A 22,742-nucleotide genomic window follows, 5' to 3' on the forward strand; every position below is an offset into this window, starting at 1 on the left:
CGTGACCTGATTACCGTCGGCTGCGATGAGAGCCGACCGGGGACCCCGCACCAGGACGCAGCGAACACGCGTGCCCGCCGTCCGTTGGCGCGCCGTCCTGTGGCGCTACCGCTTCGTGCTCGCCACTGCCTGCCTGGCGTGGGCCGCGGTGCTGGTACTCGCCGAGCTGCGGCCACCGGCACCACCGACCACGGAGGTCCTCGTGGTCACCGGCACACTCCCGGCAGGGTCGGTCCTGACCGCCGCGGACGTGGAGGTGCGGCGCGTCCGGGACCCGCCGCCGGAGACGGTGCCGCTCGCGGAGGCGGTCGGTGCGCCGCTCGCGATCGGCGTGACCCCCGGGATGCCCGTGGTTCCGACCCTGCTCGTCGGGCCCGGGCTGGCGGCTTCGGCGCCGGCCGACACCGTCGTCGTCCCGATCCGGCTCGCGGATCCCGCGCTGGCCCAGTTGGTCCGGGTCGGTGACCTGCTGGACCTGTACCTGGCCCCGGTGGACTCCGGTGGGCAGGTCCTGGAGTCCGAGCTGATCACGTCGGAGGCCCTGATCCTGAGCCGCGTGGACGCCGCAGAACCGGATGCCTCGATCTTCGGTGCGACGAGCCCGGCCGGCGTCACGGGTGTGGTGATCGCTGCCGTCGCTGCCCGGGACGCCGCCCGCGTGAGCGGGGCGAGCGCGGTGGCCCCGTTCCGCGCCGTGCTCATCGACCGGGACTGAACCGATCGTTGTCGAACGGGAACGGGCACAGGTGAGGGGCGGGAGCCTGTTGGCTCCCACCCCTCACGACCGGAGATCCCGGCCAGGCCCGATCAGGCCTGGTTGCCCGGGCGCAGGGAGTCGCGGATCTCACGCAGCAGCGCGATCTCCTCCGCAGTCTCTGCGGCCGCTTCCTCGGCCGGGGTGACCATCCGGGCCTTGACGGCCTCGTAGGGCTTGACGATCCCGAAGTAGACCACGAAGGCCAGGATGAGGAAGGCGACGACGGCCGTCAGGAACGGACCGACCGTCGTGAACCCGCCCGGAGCCCACTCGTCGAAGTTCGGCGCGCCGCCGGCCTTCGCGATGATCTCGAGGATGATGTTCGTGAACGCGGTGACAACCGCGGCGAACGACGTGGCCATGATGAAGGCCACGGCAAGTTCGACCAGGTTGCCCCGCATGATGAAGTCCTTGAAACCGCCCAAGGCTGGTCCCCTCTCTCTGATGGCTGCACAGCCGGATGCGGAGTGATTGCGGCGCAATCGTGATGAATATGTGTCCGGGGACCAAGGTAGTCACTCCTGACACAACCGCACCTTGAACGCTCCATAAGCGACGATCCGGGCGTGTCGGAAGGGAGGCCCGACACACCGTCCGTACCGTGACTTGGCGCTCCCTGGCCGTCGGCACCCGGTTCGATGCGACTGGATCAGTGCGCTCGCCCAGCGCCGCCGAGATCAGTGCGTCAGGACAAGTGCCTCAGGACCAGTGCGGGGGGACGTCGCGTCGGAGCCGGTCGTCGTCGGAGTCGGACGAGCCCTCGCCCCAGGCGCGGTCGTCGTCCTCCCAGGCCCGGTTCGGGATCGTCGGCTCGGACTGGCCGGACGGGCGAGTCGCGGCGTCAGCGTCAGCGGAGGCGGCGCCGTCAGCAGAGGCGGCGTCTGCATCAGCAGCGGCATCGTCAGCGGCGGTGTCGGCCGCTGCGACGCCCGGGTCCGCATCCGCCTCCACTGCACCCGGGGCACTGTCGGCCTCCGGGGCGTCCGGGTCTGCATCAGCCTTCGTGGCCGCCGAACTGCCAAGGGGCACGGTGGCAAGCCCCGAGCGTCGCACCGCGGCCCCGAGGACCGCGTCCACGTGTGTGCCGCGCCGGGCGATACCGAGCTCGGCGCGCAGTTCCTCGCGCAGCTCGTCCGTGGACCGGGGCACGGAGTCGGAACTGATCCAGGCCACCAGGGCATCGAGCTCGTCGTCGCCGTATCGGCTCAACGGTTGACCCGGGGTCACGTCGGGTCGATCCCCACGTAGGCCGGCGATCGGCGACGTGGTGACCGGGCGGGACGGCTGCGCGCCGACCATGGCCAGGCCGCGGGCGGACGTGGTGGGCCGGGCCGGGTCGCCCTCGGCAGTGGCCGCGTCGTCCTCGTCCCTGAGCTGGGTGGGCGGGGCGCCCGAACCGGGCCGGGTGACCGTCACGTTCCGTTCGGCCAGCACCGCGTGGACGTCGGCCGCGATCCGCTCGGCCTCGCCCTGGGGGTCCATGAACACAGCCGTGGAGAACACCATCCGGACCCGCCACCCGCGGTTCGTCAGCCGCTGCACCCAGTGCCGGTCCCGCCGTCGCAGGCTCGGTTCGGCGACGTACTCCGGGTCGTCGGTGAGCACGGCGACCAGCAGCTCCCCGGGCAGGTCCGGGTGACCGATGGCGAGCGGGATGCGGACTCCCCCGGGCACGCCGTAGCGCGGCACCACGGTGAGACCGAGACGCCAGAGCCGCTCGGCGAGATCCACGAGCAGCCGGTCGGGGACATGGTCGTCGGTGTCCTCGTCGAGCTCGGCGTGACCGCTCGCGGCGAGGGCGAGCACGTCCTTGAGCATCCGGGCGCCCTCGGAGCGGAGCCGGTCCGGGTCGAGATCCTCCGGGGAGAGGCAGCTGACGACGGTGAGCCGGTGCCGTACCGCGTCCAGCGCGTCGACGAGGTACTCGGCACCGTCCGGTCCGGAGACCGCCCCGAACCGGTGCAGCACCCGGCCGTGCGGGGTCTTCCCGTAGCCGAGGCTGAGGATGATCGCGTCCCGGCGCAGCCCGGCGACCGACTCCACGTCGACGACGGTGAAGGCGTCCGTGCCGGACTGGTCGAAGAACGAGGACATCGCCGCACTGCCCGCGGCCGTGGACAGGACGGCCTCACGGACCCGGTCCGCATGCCGGCTGTTCAGCGCGATCACGGCCAGCGACTGCTCCGGCCGGGTCAACGCGTGGTCGATGACGAGGTCGACGACCCGGTCCACCTCGGCCTGCACGCTCTCGACCACGTCCGAGCCCGGCGCCGGCATCCCGGTCCCGTCCACCAGGTCCAGGGCGATCCGAGGGCTGTGCGGCGGGGCCGGCACCGGCATGATGATGTCCGCGTAGCCGTGCCGGGCGAGGAACGCGGCGATGTCTGTGTCCTGGTCCACCCGGTCCCCGGGCAGCGTGGCCCGCGGCAGGAGGTCCAGTGCGCGCACCGTCCCGGTGCCGCCGCGGCGGGTGTCGCCGAAGACGACGACCTGCCGGGCCCGGGCGATCGCCGAGATGGCCTGCTCGACCGGCAGGTGCTGAACGGCGTCGAGCACGAGCAGGTCGATGTCCCGGCCGGGCGGGAGCACCTGCGGCACCACCATCGGCGGGACGATCCAGACCGGCCGTGGGGCCCAGGCGACGTCACCGAATCTGGCCAGCAGCGCCTTGAGGTCGGTGGTTCCCCGCATCACCTCGCGGTAGAAGTCCTGAGCGCGCGGGCGGTCGGCCGCGATCGCCGCCCGTACCCGCGCAGCCGAACCTGCCAGCACGGGCGCCACCAGGCTGGTGGTCTGGACCTCGTCCAGCTCCCGGAGCCGGTCGGCGGCCTCGTCCAGGGACTCGGCCTCGAGTCCGGCCATGGCCGGGTCCTCGGCGAGCATCTCCTCGAGCACGCTCGACCACCAGGCCAGGTCGAACTCGGCGCCCACCAGGCTCGTCGGTACCCGACGCTGACTCAGGTCCGCGACCAGCGGTGCGAGGCCGAGCCCGTTGAGCTTGGCGAGCACGGCGGCCCGCTCGGGCATCTGGCGCGCCGCCGCGTCGTCGGCGCCGAGCCGCTCGATGCGGGTGGCGAGCTCGGCCAGGGGCACCTCGGCGAGGCTACGGCCACCGAGGGCGGGGTCCAGCACCGGGGAGAGCCGGTCGACGAGGTCGGTGACCTCCTGCGCGGTCCGTCCGATCGCCGTCATCTGTTCGGGCACACGTGGCCAGCCACCGCCCGCGCAGTGCCGGCGCCACACGTCCCGGCGCGCGGCGACCTCGACCAGTTCCGCGTGCAGGTCACCGACGGTGACGCCGGGACGGAGCAGGTCCTTGGCCTGCTTGCGCAGCCGTCGTCGAGCACCCCAGGACAGGTCCACCTGGTGCTGCACCCGCCATGCCCTCGTGCCGGTGGCGGCCACCATGTCCGTCGCGGACCGTTCGAACACCTGCGGCGTGAACACGTCCAGGGACGACTGGATGCCGTCCAGCAGGGCCAGCTGTTCGGCCCATTGGCCGAGACTCTGCGCCTCGTCGAGGCCGGTCTGCGCTGCGGCCGCGGCAACCTGCTCGCGCATCGTCGGCAGTACCCCGTTCAGCGCGCGGACGTCCTCGAGGGTGGCCTTGGCGTGGTCGGCGCTGGTCAGCTCGGCACCGAACCACGGCGTGTCCGAGGCCCGGAGCTGGAACGCACCGAGGGCACCGGCGCGGGCGAGCTCCTCGCGGGCACGGGTGCGCTCGTCGGAGTCCATCGACCGCACGGCGGTACCGGCCAGGCGTACCTGCGTGCGAGGTCCGGGCCGGGCCGCGGTCAGTTCAGCCAGTGCCTGCAGCGCCTGGTAGGCGCTCGCCGACCACGGCGGGCGCGGGGTGTGCAGGGCATTGATGTATCCCGAGAGCCGCCGCCGAGCGGTCACCAGTTCCTCGCGCTGCGCTGCGACCGCGGCCGGGTCCACCTCCGGGTCGGGCGGGTTCAACCCGTCGACGAGGCTGCGGGCCGCGGTGGTGTTCCAGCTCGGATCGTTGCTCAGGTCGAGGGCCAGGTCGCCGACGCCGACGGCGCGCATCGCGTCCAACAGAGCACGTGCGGCCCGGCGGGTGCCGGGCACGTACAGCACGCGTTGGCCCTCAGCGGCGGCCTGCGCCACCACCGCGGTGACCGTGGCCGGCACATCCACCCCGGGCGGGGCGTCGACGAGCACGTGGCCGCCGGCGCGCACCGCGTCCAGGACCCGGTGCTGGCCCGCGTCCAGGTCCCCCGCACCGCGCTCGGTCGTGGGGTCCCGGTCCTCCGGCTCGGCGGCGGGCACGGTCGACCGCAGCGCGGCCCGGGCCTCACTGTCGCCCGCGAGCGCGGCCACCACCTCGTGCTCGGCGAGGCCGGCCTGCTGGGCGTCGAGATCGTCCGCGAGGGCCTGCCCCGGGTGCACGAACGCGCCGACGATGATCCGGGCGTCGATCCGGAACTCGGGCAGGGCCCGGCCGAGCTCCTCGATCGTGGCCAGAGCCGGGCTCGGGGAGAAGCCGTGCGTGCCCATCGTGGACCGCGCGACCTCGGCCGGGTCCACGTCGACCCCGTGGGCGCGCAGTTCGCGCACCAGCACTGAGTTGACCTCGACGGCGGGGTCGAGTTCGAGATCGATCTCCGCCTCGGTGCCGTGTCCGGTCAGGCGCACCGGGCGCAGCAGCACGGGTGCGTGCACGAGCCGGGTGGTCGGCGTGCTCACACCCGACGCCGGGGTGGCGCCGTCCGCGCCCAGCGCGGGCACCGTGCCCGCGTCAGCGGCCAACTCGGCCTCCGCCGTCGCACCCGGCTCAGGCTCCGCCGTCGGGCCCGTGTCCGTACCGGGCGCAGCGGCCCGCACACCAGAGACCTCGGTGCCGCTCGCCGGGGTGGCCGGGTACGGCTCCCGGGCGGCCTCGCCGGGAGACTCCGTTCGCCAGGTGGCGACGCCGACGGCGACGTAGGTGGGAGCCACCCCGTAGCGCTGGGCGAGTTCCTCGGTCCGGGCACCCATGACCCGGGCGCGCCGCCGGGCCTGGGTGAGCGCGGAGCCCTCCCGGACCAAGTTGGACAGCCGGGTCGCGCGTCCCGCGAAGAGCTGCGCGATACCACTGGGGTGGGCCGCGGTCAGATCGACGAGCGCGTCACCGAGCGCGTCCACGTCCCAGAGGGCGCTGCCACCGGCGAGGTCGGCGAGCCGGTTGCGCCACTGCGCCGCGGCCTCCGCGACCGTGCGCTCCCGCGCGGTCGGTTCCGGAGCGGTCTCCTCGTCGGGAGGCTGCGGTGCCGGGGAGGCCTTGCGGCCGCCGGGCAGCGGGAATCGAACGGGCGGGGTCACCAGACCACGCTAACGAACTCCTGGCCCGGATAGCACTCTGACCCGCCGACGTCGGCGTGCAACGGTGCGATCACGGCCACATACCGCGCCTTTCGGCGGCGGTCAGGCCCACACCGGCTCCGGACATGGAAGGACGGTGTGCGCCACGCAGGGGGCAGGCGACGCACACCGCCGAGGAAGAGTGTGGCCCGCAGATGCTCCGAATGCAAACTTCGGCCCGGATCAGGCCTCGAGGTAGGTCTTGAGGACCACGGCCTGGTTGTGTTCGGTGTCCTTCGCACCGTAGAGCAGCGTGACGTCGCCGTGCGTGCCGATGAGATCCCGGAGCGTCGCCACGTCGGCGTTGGCGTCGAGTTCGTCGCGGTAGCGGCGGGTGAACTCCTCGAACTTCGGCGGCTCGTGTCCGAACCAGGTGCGCAGCTCGTTGCTCGGTCCGACGCCCTTCAACCAGACGTCGATGCGTCCCTTGTGGACTCCGCGCGGCCAGATCCGGTCCACGAGGATGCCGTACCCCTCGTCGGCGGTGCGGTCCTCGTAGACCCGCTTGATCGCGATCATCGGTCCTCCTCCTAGAGTACTCGAACGGCGGTGCACACTCACACTCTCACTCCCGGGGCGTCAGGTAGCCACGGGAGAACGCGATGGCGATGGCGGCCGCACCGTCGTTGACGCCGAGTTTGGCGCACGCATGCAGGAGGTGCGTCTTGACGGTCGCCTCACTGATGAACAGGGCGCGCGCCGCGTCTCGGTCGGCCGTCGGCAACCAGTTCGAGCACCTCCAGCTCGGGCTGTGAGAGCGGATCGGCGCCGGGTCGGTGCCCGCAGACGCGGATCGTGCCGGCGTCGAGGGTGGCTAGCTAGACCCTCGATGATTGCCAGGCCTCAACAGTGCTCGGCGGCGCGGCTCGCCGGATCAACCGCCCGGCCACAGACCGACGCCGGTCCGGTGGTGCGGGCGTCAACCGATCGGTGGATGCGCGCGTTACTCGCGGTGTCTTGCGATCTCGTCGAGCCACCGTCGCTGCCGGCGGGTCTCCACTGCGCGCGGGTGGTAGTGCGCACGCACCCAGCCCACGGCTTCCTCTGCGTCGAGCCCTGCTTCGATCGCCAGCACGGCCAGAGCCGTCCCGGTCCTACCGACACCGGCACCGCAGGCGACCTCGACCCGCTCCGTGCCCGCCCGTCGGTGAGCCTCGCGCAGGGCATCCAGGGCGGCCTCGGTGGAGGCGGGCCGGCCGAAGTCGCGCCAGCGGACCCACCGGCACGGCCATCCCTCGATCCGGGGATCGCGCCCCAGCAGGTAGACCGCGAAGTCCGGGACCGGAACGCCACCGCGGGGTCGGCGCCAACCGGTGCCACGGACGTGGCGACCATCGGGAAGCTCCACCACCCCGGCGCCCGGATCCCACGTACTCACAAACTCCAGACTAGGGGCGGAATAGGCCCCGCGCGGGTGCGGTTCGTCTCTGACATGGAACTCGAGGTCGTGCTGCCCGATGAGTCGCCGTCGATGTCCGTGGCAGCGCTCGTCGACCTTGCCCGCGCGGCCGAGCATCTCGGGTATGCCACCGCATGGCTGCCCGACCATGTGCTGCCGCCCGGGGAGTACGGCGCGACGTTCGGCGGGGTGTACGAACCGCTGGTCGCGATCGGGCATCTGGCCGCCGTCACCGAGCGCCTGCGGCTGGGTACCTCGGTGCTGGTCGCCCCCCTCCGCAACCCGTTCGTCCTCGCCAAGCAGGTCGCCACGCTGCACCACCTCTCGGCGGGCCGGGTCGTCCTGGGCCTCGGGGTCGGCTGGAGCGAGCAGGAGTTCGACGCGGTCGGCGCCGAGTACCGCAACCGGGGCGCGGTCACCGACGACGTGCTGGCCCTGCTGCGCCACCTGTTCGAAGCAGGCACCGCGCCCTATCGGGCCCGACGGTTCTCCTACCAGCACGGGGTGTTCGCCCCCGTCCCGGAGGGCGGCGTGCCGATCATGGTCGGCGGCAACAGCGACGCGGCGCTGCGACGTGCGGCGCGGTACGCCGACATCTGGCAGGGCATCCCCGCGAGCCCGGTCGCGTTCGCCGAACGGGCACACCGGCTAGCCGAGCTCGCGGGCGAGCGTAACGTGGTGGCCGCGCTGCGGATCGGCTGGGACGGTGCCGTGCCGGTCGAACAGATCGCCGACGAGGTCGCCGCGTACCGGGCTGCGGGGGCCACGCGGGTGGCTGTCCACTTCAGCGCCTGGGACGGCACGCGCGAACGGATGGAGGCGCTGGCCGGGGCGTTGGCCCCGCCGCTGACCGCCCACCACCTGGGTGCCACGTCCGGAGCTTGAACGCCGACCCCTGGTGCCCCCGGCGCGATTCGAACGCGCGACCTACCGCTTAGGAGGCGGTTGCTCTATCCCCTGAGCTACGGGGGCCCAAGGTGGAAGACTACCGGCCCGGCGGCCATCGAAGCGAAGCGGACGCCGGTGCGGTGTGACACCGTGGAGCCGTGCCCGCCACCGTCACCTCCCGCGTGATCGGCCTGGACGCCTCGGCCCTGTTCGACCGGGTCACGGCGCTCGCCAACCACGAGCGGCTGATCCCGCTGACGCGCATCTGCGCGCCGGCCCGCCGGCCCCGCGTGGGCGATCGGGTGGTCGCCACGTCCGCAGGGCTGCTCCGGGACGTCATGCTGCTGACCCACTACGAAAGGCCCGACGGCGTCGCGAACCGAGGCTCCGCCGTCGCCCCGGTCGGGCGGGCCGTGTACCGCAAACTCGGCCCGGTGCTGCTCGGTACCGCCGAGATCGTCGTCACGGCCCTCGGGCCGGCGACGGCCCGCGTGGACTGGACCGAGGACGTCCGGCTGGTGGCGCCGTGGCGGCCGGCCGAGGCGATCGTGTCCCCCTTGCTGGGGTTGATGACGGCCCGCGCCCTGCGACTGCTCGCGGAGGCCACCGAGCGCGACTGAGGCCGGGCGCCTCCGCCACCACCACCGGACCATGGCCCGCGGCCCGCCGCCCGCTGCCCCGCCAGTCGTGACGGTGTGTCGAGCGCGCACTTCCCACGTTGGAACGCGACTGGAACAGGGGGCAACAGCACGGTCGGCCGAGGCGAGCGTGGCCGGCGAGGCCGCGGCGCGTGGTGGCGCCGATCGCTAGCCGCGGGACGTCTCAGCATGTGAGAATGGCCTGACTTCCGCTCACCCATCTGGAGGTTCGATGATGCACCGCCACGACCGGACGTGCCCACCCGCGCACGCCGGCCTCCGCCGTCCGATCCGCGACCGCGTCACCGGCCACACGCCGGCCCTGCGCACGGAGGTGATCGCGGCATGAGCGCCCTCGCGGTCAACTACGCCCCGCTCGACATCGATATCGCCGACGGCGACGGCGTGTGGATCACCGACACCGCCGGCAACCGCTACATCGACTGCCTCGCGGGATACTCGGCGCTGAACTTCGGACATCGCAACCCCGAGCTGACGGCGGCCGCGCACGCCCAGCTCGACCGGGTCACCCTCACCGCACGCGCGATCGGCAACGACCGCCTGCTCCCGTTCGCCGAGGCCGTCACCGCGCTCACCGGCACCGAGATGCTGCTGCCCATGAACACCGGCGCGGAGGCGGTGGAGACCGCCATCAAGACGGCCCGCAAGTGGGGTTACGACGTGAAGGGTGTGCCGCGCTACGACGCCACGATCATCGTGGCCGCGAACGCGTTCCACGGCCGCACCACGACGATCATCTCGATGTCCACCGATCCGGAGGCCCGGGAGGGGTTCGGCCCCTACACACCGGGGTTCCGGGTGGTGCCCTACGGGGACGCCGCGGCCGTGGCCGAGGCGATCGACGAGACCACCGTGGCCGTGCTCGTGGAACCCGTGCAGGGCGAGGCCGGGGTGATCATCCCGCCGGAGGACTACCTCGAGGCACTCCGCGCCACCTGCACGGCCGCGAACGTGCTCCTGGTGCTGGACGAGATCCAGTCCGGGCTCGGCCGTACCGGAGCCACCCTCACCCAGGATCTGTCCGGGGTGCGGGCGGACCTGACCACGCTCGGCAAGGCGCTCGGCGGCGGCATCATCCCGACGTCGGCGCTGGTCGGCCGCAGGGATGTGATCGAGGTCGTGACCGCGGGCACCCACGGCTCGACGTTCGGCGGCAACCCGCTCGCCTGCGCCGTCGGTCTGGCAGTCACGAAGATCCTCGGCACCGGGTACTACCAGGAGCGAGCCCGGACGCTGAGCCCGATCCTGGCCGAGCGGGCCAAGGACCTTGTGGCCGACGGCCTGCTCACCGACGTGCGCTGCCTCGGGCTGTGGATGGGCGTGGACGTGGCGAACCTGACCGGGCGCCAGGTGAGCATCAGGCTCGCCGAGCGCGGCGTGATCGCGAAGGAGACCCACGGCAACACGATCCGGTTCGCGCCGCCCCTGTGCGTCACCGAGGACGAGCTGCACCAAGTCATGGACGCGCTCACGGCCGCCCTGCGCGCGTGAGGGGGCCAGACGACCGGTCCGGGGTCTGACGGGGCCTCGGGCCGGTCAGGGCCGGCGCTTCCAGCCCATCGCGATCGGCGGCAGGCCCTCATCCGCGACCCGCGTCGGTACGACCATCACCGGGCACGCCGAGTGGTGCAGCACCTGCTGCGAGGTACTGCCGAGCAGCATCCCGGCGAATCCGCCGCGCCCGCGCGAGCCGACCACGACCAGGTCGACCGCGGTGGAGAACTCCGAGAGCAGGGCGGCACCGTTGCCGTCGAGGGCGTGCCGGCGGACGGTCAGGTCCCGTCCCTCGAGGGCGTGGTCGACCGCGACGTTCAGGCCTTCCTTGACGTCGGCCAGCACGCCTTCCCGGTCCACGGACGCGGGCAGCCAGCCGAGCAGCCCCGCGCCGGCGCCGATCGGCACGGCCACCACCGCCGTCAGCTCGGCGCCCCAGACCTCGGCCTCCTCGATTGCCCGGGTCAGCGCGACCTTGGCCGATTCCGAGCCGTCGACGCCCACCACGATCCGCTTGACCGGGATCGGCGTCTCCTCACCCTCGCGCAGCGGCACCACCACCGTGGGGCAGTGTGCGTGCGCAGGCAGCGCGGAGGAGACGGTGCCAAGGATCCGCTCCGCGAACCCACTCGTGCCCCGGGTGCCGACCACCGCCAGGCATACCTGCTTGGTCAGGTCCACCAGCACCCCGGCCGCGTCGCCGGTCTCGAGGGCGCTGGTCACGTCGACGCCCCGACCGCTGACGCGCTCCATGGCCTCATCGAGGACGGCCTGCGCACCCTCCCGGATCGCGGTGTCGTCCAGGGTGGCGTAACCGCCGTCGAGCGAGGCTGCCGCGAAGGTCGGCAGCGCGTACGCGCACACCAGATGCAGCCGCCAACCGACCCGCTTCGCCTGGGCGACCGCCCAGTCGAGGGCGTTCAGACTCGCCGCTGAGCCATCCACCCCGACAAGGACCACCTGTTCGTGTTCCATGACCGCTTCACCGCCGTCCCTTGGGAATCTCTTTGACCATTGTGCCCCGTCCGAGCGCACCCCGCAGCCTTGCCCACGCGCGATCGGCGAACTGAAACGAGAAGTTCACCCACCCGAAAAAGACGAATGGCCCGCCCCTGCTGGGGGCGGGCCATTCATCGGGGGGATCGTTGCTCAGAGAACCCGGATGAAGGTGGGGTTCGAGCGGTAGATCGGGCCGGCGGTCAGCGGGGTGCCGGGGTTCCGGGCGGCGATGTGCTGGTTGCCACCGAGGTAGATGCCGACGTGGCCGGGCCACCAGATCAGGTCACCGGGCTGCGCCTCGGAGGCCGACACGATGGTGCCGGCGCCACGCTGGGCGGAGGAACTGCGCGGCAGGCTGATGCCCACCTGGGCGAACACGTAGGACGTGAACCCGGAGCAGTCGAACCCGGACGGCGTGCCACCGCCGTACACGTACGGGGTGCCGACGTAGCGGTAGGCGATGTCGATGACGGCCGCGGCGGAAGCCGAGGTCACCTGCGGAGCGGCGGGCGTCTCCTCGACGGCCTCACGCTCGGTGCTCCGCGACGCCTGGCTGTCCGCCGTCGTGGTGCGGGCCGGCGTGGTGCGCACGACCGGTGGCGGGGGCGGGGGCGGCGGCGGAGCGGCCTCGGAGGTCGCCTCGACGGCAGTGAACGTCCAGGCGGCGTCGGCGGCGACGGTGACGACCTCGGACGTGGTGTCCGGGGAGTCGAAGTTCGCAGCGGCGGCAGCCGTCAGGTTCGCGGCCTGCACGGGAGCGACGTTGTTCGGGGCGGCGATGCCGGCCGACGCGCTCAGCGTGAGGATGATCCCCGAGGAGGCCACAGCGGCGACGGCGCGGCGACCGACGGTCCCCGTGACGGCCTGACCGAACGTGGTCAAGGGGGTGACGGGGCGGCGTGCGGCTCGGTGCCGAGCGCCTGCGATGCATTCAGTCAAAGTGGTACCTCTCCTGACGCCTACGAGGTGAGCTGTCGGGTTCGGGTGGGAGATCACCCGGTCTACCGGACCTCACGGTCCGGCGGGACTTCACCCCAAGGAGTTCTTCGACTTCTGTGAACTCCACAAGGATTGGGTCCCCCGTCCCTGTCTCTGCTGATACGGGAACCTCGTTCGGTGACAGGGCTAGGCGTTCCATCCGAGGTACTCGCCGAAGGAGGGTTTCGTCGAGCGAGGTTGAGGCTACATGACGGTCCCGGCGATTGTCACGTTCTGATCACGAAGTGTGTCTCAACGCGCGCCGGCCACGGCCCGACGACCTACTTGCCGACCTTCACGAAGAGGTGCCGCGCGGTCTCCTCGGGCAGGTCCAGGGCGTACTCGGCGCCCTCCACGCTGACCGTGATGACGTCCTGCCGGCGCTGCGAGGTCAGGGTGGCGCCGGGGCGAACCCCCGCCTCGCTGAACCGGGCGAGCAGTTCCACGTCCACCTGGAGGGGCTCCCCGATGCGGGACAGCACGAACTCGGTGGGCTCCTCGCGGGCGGCGTCCGCGAGCGCCACGCCGAGATCGACCGGGACCTTCGCCTCGCCGAACTCCTCCAACCCGGGGATCGGGTTGCCGTACGGGTCGTGGTCCGGGTGGTTCATGAGCGTGAGCAGGCGCTCCTCGACCTGCCGGCTCATCACGTGTTCCCAGCGGCACGCCTCCTCGTGCACGTGCGGCCAGTCCAGCCCGATCACGTCGGTGAGCAGGCGCTCCGCGAGGCGGTGCTTGCGCATCACCCGGGTGGCGCGCGCCATGCCCTCCTCGGTCAGCTCCAGGTGCCGATCCCCGGTGACGACCATCAGACCGTCCCGTTCCAGCCGCGCGACGGTCTGGGAGACGGTCGGACCGGAGTGGCCCAGCCGCTCGGCGATCCGGGCCCGCAGCGGCACGATCCCATCCTCGATGAGCTCGAAAACCGTCTTCAGGTACATCTCGGTGGTGTCGATCAGATCGGCCATGGCGTCCTATCCATCCCCTTGCTCCAGAATCTCGACTCACCCTAGTCGCTGCCACGCGAGATCGGCCCTCGGACCCGACGGGTCACGGCGCCCGCGGCGGTCGGCACTGGTCCGCGCGAGGGCCGCGATCACCTACCCTTCACCGTGATGAGTGTCATACCCCCGATCTCCACCGTGGACCCCGCCGCCGGGCTCCGATACCGCGGTCACGACGTCGGTGACCTGGTCCGCACGCGTCCGTACGGGCAGGTGTGGACGCTGCTCGTCGACGGCACCCTGGACGGCGCGGTCCTGGCACCCGCCGAGTCGTTCCCGCTGCCCCTGCGCACCGGGGATCACCGGGTGGACCTGCAGGCGGCGCTGGCCGCACTGGCTCCGGTGTGGGGCTTCCTGCCGCTTGAGGACATCGACGGCGTCCGGTTGCGCACCGATCTCGCCCGCGCCTCGGCGATGGCGTTCTCGATCCTCGCGCAGTCCGCGCGCAGCGAGAACCTGCCCTCGATCGGCCGGCGGGAGATCGTCGGCGCCGGCGGCCTGGCGGAGCGGTTCCTGATGACCTGGCACGGCGAGGTGCCCGAGCACGAGGCGACCGCGATCAACGCCTGCTGGGTGGCCCTGGCCGAGCACGGCCTGTCCACCTCCACCCGCGCGGCCCGCCTGATCGCGGGGACCGGCGCGGACGCCGCCGCGTGCCTGTCCGGAGCGGTGGCGGCCTCCAGTGGCCCGATCGGCGGCGGTGCCACGGCCCGCTCCCTCGGCCTCCTCGACGCCGCCGAGGACCTCGGCGACGCACGCGCCGCCGTCCGGGCCGCTTTCGAGGCCGGCACCCTGTTCGGCTTCGGCAACTCCGGGTACGCCGGGGCCGACCCCCGGGTGACGGCGTTGCGCCAGGTCGCCGCGGACCTGAACATCGAGCGGCTCGAGGTGGCCACCGCGGTCGCCGACGCGGCCCGGGCCGAGTACGCCGACCGCGGCCTTGCGCTGCCCGTCGACCGCGGCGACCACGTGATGTTCTGGGCGGGTCTCCTGCTCGACTCGGCACGGGTCCCGGCCCGGATGTTCACCGCGATGTTCGCGTGCGCCCGGCTCGCCGGCTGGAGCGCCCACATCACCCAGGTGCACCAGGAGCGACGAGCCTCGAACGGGTGACGAGGGCCCGCTCGAACCTGGAATGATCGGGGCGTGAGCACTCTCGCCATCCCCGCCGACCTCCTCCCCGCCGACGGCCGCTTCGGCTGCGGACCGAGCCTGATCCGGCCCGCCCAGGTGGATGCCCTGGCCGCCCTCGGCACGACGGTGCTCGGCACCTCACACCGACAGGCACCGGTGAAGTCCCTGGTCGGCCGGGTGCGGGAGTCACTGGCCACCCTGTTCGACCTGCCCGACGGCTACGAGGTGGTGCTCGGCAACGGCGGCGCCACGTTCTTCTGGGACGCCGCCACGTTCGGTCTGATCCGGGAGCGTTCGCAGCACGTGTCCACCGGCGAGTTCGGTGCCAAGTTCGCCGCGGCGGCGACCCGCGCCCCGTTCCTGGCCGAGCCCGAGATCATCGAGGCCACCCCGGGCGAGCTCGCCCTGCCCAGCCCGAGCGACGCCGTCGACTCCTATGCCTGGGCCCAGAACGAGACGTCCACCGGCGTGCTCGCCCCCGTGCAGCGGGTGCCGGGCACCGACGCCCTGATGCTCGTGGACGCGACGTCCGCGGCAGGTGGGGTCGGCGTGGACGTCGGCCAGAGCGATGCCTACTACTTCGCACCGCAGAAGGCGATGGGCTCCGACGGCGGGCTCTGGTTCGCGCTGCTGTCCCCCGCCGCGCTGGAGCGGGTCGCCGAGCTGGCCGGCCGGTGGGTGCCGGAGTCACTGTCCCTGCCGGTGGCCGTGGAGAACTCGCGCAAGGACCAGACCCTGAACACCCCCGCGATCGCCACGCTGGTGCTGATGGCCGAGCAGCTGGACTGGCTCCTGGACTCCGGTGGCCTGGCCGCCGCCGCCCACCGCAGCGCCACGTCCGCGGCGAACCTGTACGGCTGGGCGGAGTCCTCGGAGTACGCGTCACCGTTCGTGACCGCCGTCGAGGCCCGCTCCCCCGTGGTCGGCACCATCGAGTTCGACCCGAGCGTGGACGCGGCCGCACTGGCGGCGACCCTGCGGGAGAACGGCGTGGTCGACACCGAGCCGTACCGCAAGCTCGGCCGCAACCAGCTCCGGGTGGGCATGTACCCGTCGGTGGACCCGGCCGACGTCGCGGCCCTGACCGCGTGCATCGACTACGTGATCGAGCACCGCTGATGCGCGGCCTCACCGGCCGGGTGGCCCTGGTCACCGGAGCCGGGCACGGCATCGGTGCGGCGATCGCCGGCCGGCTCGCCGCCGAGGGTGCGCGGGTGGCCGGTGTGGATCTCGACCTGCCGGCGGTCGAGGCCGTCGTCGGCGGGTTGCCGACGACGGGACTCGCCCTGCGTATGGACGTCACCGACCGCGCCGGCATCGACGCGGCGGTGGCGGCGACGGTCGAGGAGTTCGGCGGCATCGACATCCTCGTGAACAACGTCGGGGTGGCCGGTGGAGGGACGCTCGAGGACCTCGACGACGCCGAGTGGGACCGCCAGGTCGGGCCCACCCTGCGCGGTGCGGTGCGGTGCATCCAGGCGTGCCTGCCCGAGTTGCTGCGGGCCGCCGGCGGCGGCCGGATCGTCTCGATCGCGTCGGTGAACGGGATGACGGCGGTCGGTGACGTGCCGTACTCGGCGGCCAAGGCCGCCCTGATCAACGCGTCCATGAACGTCGCGGTCGAGTACGGGCCGAAGGTGCAGGGCACCGTCGGCGGCGGATCGGGCTGGGTCCGCTCGAACGTGGTCTCCCCCGGCACCATCGTGACCAGGAACTGGACGGAGGGCGGCCCCGAGCAGCTGGAGACGCTGGACAAGATGGCTCAGCTCTACCCGATGGGCCGGGTGGGCCAGCCGGACGAGGTGGCGGCCGCCGTCGCCTTCCTGGCCTCGGACGACGCGTCCTGGATCACGGGCGTCAACCTGCCGGTCGACGGTGGCTTCATGACCGGTCCGCTGGTCCGGATCCGAGACTTCTAGGGCCGTCAGCCGAACACCCCGAGGGCGCCCCACCCGGCCAGCAGGCCGCAGCGCCAGGTCGCCAGCAGCACCGCCGTCACCGTCGCGAGCGCTACCGCGCTCAGGACCGCGTCACCCGGGGTGAGCCGGGCCGGGTCGTGGATCGTGCGGCGGCCGGCGCCGAGTCCGCGGGTCTCGAGGGCGATCGACATCCGCTCCCCGCGGCGCAGGGTCGTCACGAGCAGGGTGAAGGACGCGCGGGCGAGGGCGCGCGGCGAGCGGGGCAGCGGCATCGGACGCTCGGTCCGGCGCGGCCGGACCCTTCGCGACCGGTGCCGTGGCGACCCGCCCCCGGACGAGCGCGGACGCCGCATCGCCTGGGCCTGCCGGATCGTCTGCCACTGCTGCGGCAGCTGTTCGAGGAGCCGGTATCCGGCCAGCACCGCGTAGGCGAAGGCGCCACTGAGGCGCACGTGCTGATGCAGGCTCGTCATGAGCCGGGCGCCGTCGGTGGTCAGCACGAAGCCGAGCGACAGCGTCCCGATGAGCAGGGTCCGGACCGCGAGCGAGATCCCGATCTCGAGACCGGGCACCGACACGTCGAGCGGCCCGAGCACCCAGACCACCGGACCCGGCCGGGTCAGCGCGTTGACCGTGAACAGGCTGAGCCCGAACAGGGCGAACGGCAGGTGCGCCCGCGCCATGGTGCCCAGCGGGATACGGCCGGCGAGGACGACCGCCGGCACGGCGAGCAGGTACAGGATCGTGGGGGTCCACGGGTCGAAGACACCGGTGACGACGGCGGAGATGACGAGCACGAGGGCGAGCTTGACGGCCGGGTCACGCCGGTGCAGCGCCGAGTCGACGTCGAGCGGGCGCCCGAACGCGGTCGCGCTCACGCGGCGGCCCCGGAGCCCGCGCCGAGGGCCTCGTCGAGGGTCTCGAGCAGCCGCCGCAGTGGGACCCCGCTGCCGCGCCAGCCCTCGAGCAGCGGCGGCAGCGCGAGACCTGCCCACTCCAGCGACGGGCCGGAGAAGACCTCGTCGACGCCGCCCCGGGCGAGTACCCCACCGCCGGCGAGGACCACCACCTCGTCGGCGAGGGTGGCCACCAGGCGCAGGTCGTGGCTGACCAGGACCACGCCGCGCCCGTCGTCGGCGAGCCCACGCAACGCGCGGGCGACGGCGGCCGTGGTGACCCGGTCCTGCCCGAACGTCGGCTCGTCGGCGAGGAACACCTCGTCCGCGCACACGGACATGGCCGCGAGCGAGAGCCGCCGCTGCTGCCCGCCGGACAGCCGGAACGGGTCCCGGTCGGCCACGGCGCCGAGGTGGTAGCGCGCCAGGACGGCATCGATGTCCTCGGTGGGGTCCATCCGTGCCGGACCCGCCGGAACCGCCGGAACCGCTCCGTACGCGACCTCGGCCCGGACCGAGCGCGTGAGGAACTGGTGCTCGGGGTTCTGGAACACCAGACCCGCCGGTGGCCCGTCGATCGTGCCGGTGAACGGGAGCAGTCCGGCCAGGGCGAGCAGCAGGCTCGACTTGCCGCACCCGTTGACGCCGACGACGGCGGTGATCCGGCCGCGGACCACGTCCAGGTCCACGTCGGTCAGGACCTGCGCGGAGCCACGGCGCACACCGAGCCCGCGGGCGCGCAGGACGACCCGCTCGCCCGCGCGAGCCGACCGCGACGGTGCCGACGACGACGGTGCCGACCCCGACCGACGCACGCTCCGCCGTCGGGCCATCAGCTCCGCGAGGCCCGCGCGCAGCGCGGCACCCCCGGGCCCGACCTCCCGGCCCAGCGCCAGGCCGACCTCGATCCCGGCCGGGAGCCACGCCCCGGCGCCGGCCAGGGCCACGCCGTGCTCGCGCAGCACCTGCGGCGTCGGCCCTGCAGCCCGCACCCGGCCGGCGTCGTCGAGGACCACCACGTGCTCGGGCAGCCGCCCCAGCTCGTCGAGGCGATGCTCGATGAGGACCTGCGCGGGTCCCGGTGCCGCGAGCAACGCGCCGATCCGGCGGGCGGCCGCGGTGTCGAGCAACGCCGTCGGCTCGTCGAGGAGCAGCACGTCCGGGCGGGCCACGAGGGCCGCTGCGAGCGCGACCCGCTGACCCTGCCCGCCGGAGAGTTCGCCGGTGCGCCGCCCGATCAGGTCCGTGGCACCGACCGCCGCGAGGGCGGCGCGGACCCGGGGACCGATCTGCGCCGGCGGCACCGCCCGGTTCTCACAGGCGAACGCCACCTCGTCCACGACGGTCGGCAGGCACAGCTGGTCCGCCGGGTCCTGCGTGAGGGTGCCGACCCGCCCGGCCAGGACCGGCACCGCGGTGGTGGTCGGGTCGGCACCGGCGATGCGGACCCGGCCGGTCACGTCGGCGTCGATGGTGCCCGGGACCACGCCGGCGAGGACCCGCAGCACGGTGCTCTTCCCGGACCCGGACGATCCCATCAGCAGCAGCCGCTTCCCGGCCGGCACGTGCAGGTCCACGCCCGCGAGGGACGGTACGGACGCCGTCGGGTAGTGCACCCGGAGGTCCCGCACGGTGACGGCGGCCGGGGCCTCGGGACTCGTGCGGCGGTCCGCGGCGGACGCGGGCGCGGCCGTCATCAGCCGGCGGCGCGGGCGGCGATGCGCTGGGCCCGCCCGATGGCGTAGTTGTCCAGCACCCCGGTGCGCAGCAGGGCGTCCCCGATCAGCTTCGCCAGGAGCCCGCAGAGCAGGATGCCGCTGGCGAACTGCAGGCCCACGCGGAGCGCGAAGAAGTCCTGACCGGCCCAGCCGAACCGGACCATGCCGAGGACCAGGTTGAACAGTGCGGCGCTGATCCCGGAGGCCAGGAACACGCCCCAGCCGTACCGGCGGTACCTGGTGAGCGCGAACGGGAGCTCGGCGCCGGCGCCCTGGATCAGGCCGACCAGGAGCAGCATCGGGCCCACCGGGGAGGCCAGGAACACGACCTCCACGATCGCGGCGATGATCTCGACGACGATCCCGACGCCGGGCTTGCGGACGATGTAGACCGCGAGCGGGGCGACGACCATCCAGCCGCCGGCGAGAGCGTTCTGGGCGAGGTCGCCGAACGGGCCCATCGCGACCTGGAGCCAGCCCCACAGCTGCACGAGGGCCCAATACAGGAAGCCGAAGACGACGGCGAGCGCGGCCAGGAGGACCAGGTCGTGCAGGGTGATCGGGGTGCGGCGGGGAGCGGCGGGCTCGGGGTCGGGGCGTGGGGTGTCTTGGCTCGGGTGGTCCGGGCTCGGGCTGTCCCGGCGCGGGCCGTCGGTGCGCGCGCTCATCGGTCGCCTGCAGGGCTCGAGGTGGTTGGCGAGTTCAGCGAGATGGTCGCGTGGGTGGCCACGTGCCGGACCGACCGGCCGACGGTGAGCCAGGCGTCCCCGATCGTGGTGAGCACGTCGGCGAGGTCACCGTCGAGCCGGGTCGCGAAGTGTTCGCTGCGGGTGAGCGTGCCCCGCTCGCGGGCTCCGTCGATGGCGGCGTAGATGGCGCTCATGTGATCGCCGTCGGGACCGTCGTGCAGGGGGTAAAGCGACCAGTGCGCGGCCGCGCGCAGCCCGGTGGCCGGGATCGGTGCGAGGCGCTCCGGGGCGAACGCGACGCCGTCGGCCACCTCGCAGGCGACCTCGCCCGGGCAGCCGCGGGAGAGCAGCACCTGGGCCACGGTGTGCACGCCGGTGCGTGCCGCCCGTGCGATCACCGCGGTGAGGTAGCCGACCACGTCCGACTCGGTGCCCCGCACGAAGGTGGAGACGTCGTCGGTGACCACCTCGAGCCCGGCCGGGCGGTCCACGGCGAGGGCGTCGGTGATGACCTCGACGAACCGATCCGTGAGCGGCAGCAGCGTGAACCGGGCACCGACGCCGTAGTCGCCGGGCGTGGGCGACGGGTCGGCGGACGTGCCGGGTTCGAGTGGGGTCGCGGGGCTGGTGACTTCGGGCATCGTCGGGTCCTCTCGTGGAAGGACCCCCGGCGAGTGCACGACGCCGGGCCCAACCCACGCCGGAGACCTCCGGCACGGGTCGTGCCCGACAACTGCCCTACTCCCTACGCTGGTGCTAACCAGTTCAGGTTCCTCGGGTCTGCGGCCGGTGTACCGACCGCACTCTCAGCGCCAACGCGCTCCCCGGGGGCTATGTCACGGACACCTTAGCCCCGGACCGGCCTGGCGGAGCGAGCGCCGTCCACGGTGTGGGACCGGCGGCCCGCCGACGCGGGACCTCCGGCCTCAGGCAGGCGTGCCCGACCTCCGACTCACGCGGCTTGACCGCCGTCGGTGGCCTGCTGGGAGGCGACCTCGACGCGGGCACGTTCGCGGGCGGCGCGCTCCTCGGCGTTCGTGAGGACCAGGTGCGGGCGTTGGCGCAGCCGGTAGGACACCTCGATCTGCCAGTTCCGGTGCGCCCACAACGCGGCCGCCGCGGCCACCAGCACCGAGGCGATCGCGCCGATCCCGATCGACCAGCGCGGGCCCCAGGCCTCCGCGACCCAGCCCACGAACGGGGAGCCGATCGGGTTCCCGGCGAACAGCACCACCACATACAGGCTCATCACCCGACCCCGGATCGCCGGATCGGTGCCGATCTGGATCGCGGCGTTCGCGGTCGTGAGCATCGTGATGGAGAAGAACCCCACCGGGATGCACGCGAGCGCGAAGAGCTCATAGGTCGGCGCGAGCGACATCAGGCCGGAGAACACCCCGAACAGCGCAGCGGCGGCGATCACGCTGCGGACCCGGGGCTGCTTGCGCCGGGCGGCCAGCAGCGCGCCGGCGAGCGAGCCGATCGCGAGGATCGAGCCGAGGATGCCGTACTCGCTCGCATCCTTACCGAACTCGATCCGGGCCATCACCGCCGACGTGAGCTGGAAGTTCAGGCCGAGCCCGCCCACCACGAACACGACGATCATGATCATCATGATGTCGCTGCGGTGCCGGACGTAGGCCATCCCGGCCCGCAGCTGCCCCTTGGCGCGCGCGATCCGCGGCGAGACGTGCAGTTCGGCGGTCCGCATGATCGCCATCACGAAGATCGTCGCGGCGAACGAGACCGCGTTGATGATGAACACCCAGCCCGGTCCCACGAGCGCGATCAGGAGCCCGGCCGCGCCGGGTCCGATCAGCCGGGCGGCGTTGAACGACGCGCTGTTCAGGGCGACGGCGTTCGCGAGCCCGCCGGCCGGCACGAGTTCGGAGACGAACGTCTGCCGAGCCGGAGCGTCGAACGCGCTCGCCACCCCGAGCAGGGTCGCCAGGACGTACACATGCCACAGCTCGGCGTGACCGAACAGCACGAGCACACCGAGCGCCACCGCGAGCAGGCCGAGGATGCCCTGCGTGACCATGAGCAGCTTGCGCCGGTCGATCCGGTCCGCGAGCAGGCCGGCGTACGGGCTGAGCAGCACCGACGGTGCGAACTGCAGCCCGGTCACGATCCCGACCGCGAGGCCCGAGTCGTCCGACAGCTCGGTCAGGACCAGCCAGTCCTGGGCGATCCGCTGCATCCAGGTACCCACGTTGGCGACGAGGGCACCGGCGAACCAGAGCCGATAGTTGTAGTGCCTCATCGAGGCGAACATCGCGTTCACTTGGTGTAGATCCTCCGCATGATCTCCTCGGCGTCGGAGAGCGTCTGCCTTTCGGCAGGCGTCAGGGATGCGAGCCGTCGGGAGAGCCACTGGTCCCGGCGGCGGCGCGTGGCGATGATGTGCTGCTCGCCCGCCTCGGTGAGCGAGACGATGACCTGCCGCTTGTCCTCGGGGTGGGCCGCCTTGGTGACCATGCCGAGATCCATCAGGGTCTGGATCGTGCGGGTCATCGTGGGCGCGCTCACGTGCTCGCGCTCGGCGAGGGCGCCCGGGCTCTGCGGGCCCAGGTTGAACAGGCCGCCGAGCACCGCTCCCTGCGCCTCGCTGACGGCGTTGGACCGCTCCGCGCGCAGCCGCCTCGAGGTCCGCAGCAGGGTCACCCGCAACCGGGCGGCGAGGCCGCCGTCGCCCCGCGGCGGTTGCTTGCGCGCGGCGACCGCTGAAGGTCCCGCAAGAGGTGCGCTGCCGACGGCGGAACCCGCAGGAGGAGTGGGAGTCGGGTCGGTCACGATACTCAAGTCTAGATCATTAGTTCGGCTAAGTAAATTCCGACCTCGGTC

The 22,742-nt window shown here is 72.8% G+C and carries 20 protein-coding genes, 1 tRNA gene, 1 pseudogene and 2 riboswitches; of the genes and pseudogenes, 7 read left to right on the top strand and 15 right to left on the bottom strand.

The genetic code is table 11. From position 1 onward, the window contains the following. The first annotated feature begins 70 nt into the window (after window positions 1-70). Window positions 71-715: a CpaB family protein gene (locus tag KCQ71_RS23320; RefSeq protein WP_223410994.1), complete on the top strand. Its 645-nt coding sequence runs from the start codon at window positions 71-73 to the stop codon at window positions 713-715. A gap of 92 nt (window positions 716-807) precedes the next feature. Here KCQ71_RS23320 and KCQ71_RS23325 read toward each other — a convergent pair whose 3' ends face one another. The 5 genes and pseudogenes from KCQ71_RS23325 to KCQ71_RS23345 all read right to left on the bottom strand — a co-directional run bounded on the left by KCQ71_RS23325 (window position 808) and on the right by KCQ71_RS23345 (window position 7,499). Then, window positions 808-1,239, bottom strand: coding sequence for an MscL family protein (locus tag KCQ71_RS23325; RefSeq protein WP_308116686.1), 432 nt, complete (start codon window positions 1,237-1,239; stop codon window positions 808-810). A 217-nt stretch (window positions 1,240-1,456) separates the two neighbouring features. Further along, entirely contained in the window at window positions 1,457-6,082 is a 4,626-nt protein-coding gene (locus KCQ71_RS23330) for a PDDEXK-like endonuclease domain-containing protein (RefSeq protein WP_223410997.1), read from the bottom strand. Window positions 6,083-6,304: 222 nt separating this feature from the next. Further along, window positions 6,305-6,640 carry a DUF488 domain-containing protein gene (locus KCQ71_RS23335; RefSeq protein WP_223410999.1) on the bottom strand — a complete coding sequence of 112 codons (336 nt, stop codon included), beginning with the start codon at window positions 6,638-6,640 and terminating at the stop codon, window positions 6,305-6,307. Window positions 6,641-6,686: 46 nt separating this feature from the next. Beyond that, a pseudogene (locus tag KCQ71_RS23340) lies at window positions 6,687-6,821 on the bottom strand (LuxR C-terminal-related transcriptional regulator); the annotation flags it as partial. A 243-nt stretch (window positions 6,822-7,064) separates the two neighbouring features. After that, window positions 7,065-7,499, bottom strand: coding sequence for a protein-tyrosine phosphatase family protein (locus KCQ71_RS23345; protein WP_223411001.1), 435 nt, complete (start codon window positions 7,497-7,499; stop codon window positions 7,065-7,067). 54 nt (window positions 7,500-7,553) lie between these two features. Between KCQ71_RS23345 and KCQ71_RS23350 the strand changes: the two genes are divergently transcribed. Further along, complete coding sequence (locus KCQ71_RS23350; protein ID WP_223411003.1) at window positions 7,554-8,405, top strand: TIGR03619 family F420-dependent LLM class oxidoreductase; 852 nt, start codon at window positions 7,554-7,556, stop codon at window positions 8,403-8,405. Window positions 8,406-8,416: 11 nt separating this feature from the next. Here KCQ71_RS23350 and KCQ71_RS23355 read toward each other — a convergent pair. Next, a tRNA-Arg gene (locus KCQ71_RS23355) sits at window positions 8,417-8,492 on the bottom strand. A 74-nt stretch (window positions 8,493-8,566) separates the two neighbouring features. Between KCQ71_RS23355 and KCQ71_RS23360 the strand changes: the two genes are divergently transcribed. Continuing rightward, window positions 8,567-9,028, top strand: coding sequence for a hypothetical protein (locus KCQ71_RS23360; protein WP_223411005.1), 462 nt, complete (start codon window positions 8,567-8,569; stop codon window positions 9,026-9,028). A 363-nt stretch (window positions 9,029-9,391) separates the two neighbouring features. Beyond that, entirely contained in the window at window positions 9,392-10,558 is a 1,167-nt protein-coding gene (gene rocD / locus KCQ71_RS23365) for an ornithine--oxo-acid transaminase (RefSeq protein WP_223411007.1), read from the top strand. A 45-nt stretch (window positions 10,559-10,603) separates the two neighbouring features. Here rocD and KCQ71_RS23370 read toward each other — a convergent pair whose 3' ends face one another. From KCQ71_RS23370 to KCQ71_RS23380, 3 genes are all read right to left on the bottom strand, one after another. Then, window positions 10,604-11,536 carry a universal stress protein gene (locus KCQ71_RS23370; RefSeq protein ID WP_223411009.1) on the bottom strand — a complete coding sequence of 311 codons (933 nt, stop codon included), beginning with the start codon at window positions 11,534-11,536 and terminating at the stop codon, window positions 10,604-10,606. A 174-nt stretch (window positions 11,537-11,710) separates the two neighbouring features. Continuing rightward, on the bottom strand, window positions 11,711-12,442 hold the full coding sequence (locus KCQ71_RS23375; protein ID WP_223411011.1) for a C40 family peptidase: 732 nt from the start codon (window positions 12,440-12,442) through the stop codon (window positions 11,711-11,713). 60 nt (window positions 12,443-12,502) lie between these two features. Next, a riboswitch (cyclic di-AMP (ydaO/yuaA leader) is annotated at window positions 12,503-12,689 on the bottom strand. A gap of 130 nt (window positions 12,690-12,819) precedes the next feature. After that, the gene (locus tag KCQ71_RS23380) at window positions 12,820-13,506 is read right to left on the bottom strand and encodes an iron-dependent transcriptional repressor DtxR (protein WP_223411013.1); all 687 of its coding nucleotides are present in this window, start codon (window positions 13,504-13,506) and stop codon (window positions 12,820-12,822) included. Between the two features lie 147 nt (window positions 13,507-13,653). Here KCQ71_RS23380 and KCQ71_RS23385 point away from each other — a divergent pair, with 147 nt between their 5' ends. The 3 genes from KCQ71_RS23385 to KCQ71_RS23395 are packed head-to-tail and all read left to right on the top strand — an operon-like array spanning window position 13,654 to window position 16,595. Continuing rightward, window positions 13,654-14,655, top strand: a complete 1,002-nt coding sequence (locus KCQ71_RS23385) for a citrate/2-methylcitrate synthase (protein ID WP_223411015.1) — start codon at window positions 13,654-13,656, stop codon at window positions 14,653-14,655. Window positions 14,656-14,688: 33 nt separating this feature from the next. Continuing rightward, a complete protein-coding gene (gene serC, locus KCQ71_RS23390; RefSeq protein ID WP_223411017.1) occupies window positions 14,689-15,795 on the top strand; it encodes a phosphoserine transaminase in 1,107 nt (368 codons plus the stop codon). Then, complete coding sequence (locus KCQ71_RS23395; RefSeq protein WP_223411019.1) at window positions 15,795-16,595, top strand: SDR family NAD(P)-dependent oxidoreductase; 801 nt, start codon at window positions 15,795-15,797, stop codon at window positions 16,593-16,595. Before serC ends, KCQ71_RS23395 begins: the two co-directional genes overlap by 1 nt. Window positions 16,596-16,600: 5 nt before the next feature. On the opposite strand, the gene KCQ71_RS23400 is transcribed toward KCQ71_RS23395, so the two are convergent. The 6 genes from KCQ71_RS23400 to KCQ71_RS23425 form a co-directional block, all read right to left on the bottom strand. Further along, entirely contained in the window at window positions 16,601-17,473 is an 873-nt protein-coding gene (locus KCQ71_RS23400; RefSeq protein ID WP_223411021.1) for an energy-coupling factor transporter transmembrane component T family protein, read from the bottom strand. Then, entirely contained in the window at window positions 17,470-19,188 is a 1,719-nt protein-coding gene (locus KCQ71_RS23405) for an ABC transporter ATP-binding protein (RefSeq protein ID WP_223411023.1), read from the bottom strand. Before KCQ71_RS23405 ends, KCQ71_RS23400 begins: the two co-directional genes overlap by 4 nt. Continuing rightward, entirely contained in the window at window positions 19,188-19,877 is a 690-nt protein-coding gene (locus KCQ71_RS23410) for an ECF transporter S component (RefSeq protein ID WP_223411025.1), read from the bottom strand. The genes KCQ71_RS23405 and KCQ71_RS23410 overlap by 1 nt, the downstream gene beginning before the upstream one ends. After that, the gene (locus KCQ71_RS23415; RefSeq protein ID WP_223411027.1) at window positions 19,874-20,539 is read right to left on the bottom strand and encodes a YkoF family thiamine/hydroxymethylpyrimidine-binding protein; all 666 of its coding nucleotides are present in this window, start codon (window positions 20,537-20,539) and stop codon (window positions 19,874-19,876) included. The genes KCQ71_RS23410 and KCQ71_RS23415 overlap by 4 nt, the downstream gene beginning before the upstream one ends. Before the next feature lie 82 nt (window positions 20,540-20,621). Further along, a riboswitch (TPP riboswitch) is annotated at window positions 20,622-20,735 on the bottom strand. A 115-nt stretch (window positions 20,736-20,850) separates the two neighbouring features. Then, window positions 20,851-22,182, bottom strand: a complete 1,332-nt coding sequence (locus KCQ71_RS23420) for an MFS transporter (protein ID WP_223411029.1) — start codon at window positions 22,180-22,182, stop codon at window positions 20,851-20,853. Continuing rightward, a complete protein-coding gene (locus KCQ71_RS23425; protein WP_223411030.1) occupies window positions 22,179-22,691 on the bottom strand; it encodes a MarR family winged helix-turn-helix transcriptional regulator in 513 nt (170 codons plus the stop codon). The genes KCQ71_RS23420 and KCQ71_RS23425 overlap by 4 nt, the downstream gene beginning before the upstream one ends. Between the last annotated feature and the right edge of the window lie 51 nt (window positions 22,692-22,742).

It is taken from the genome of Occultella gossypii (genome assembly GCF_019947135.1).
Classification (GTDB): domain Bacteria; phylum Actinomycetota; class Actinomycetes; order Actinomycetales; family Beutenbergiaceae; genus Occultella; species Occultella gossypii.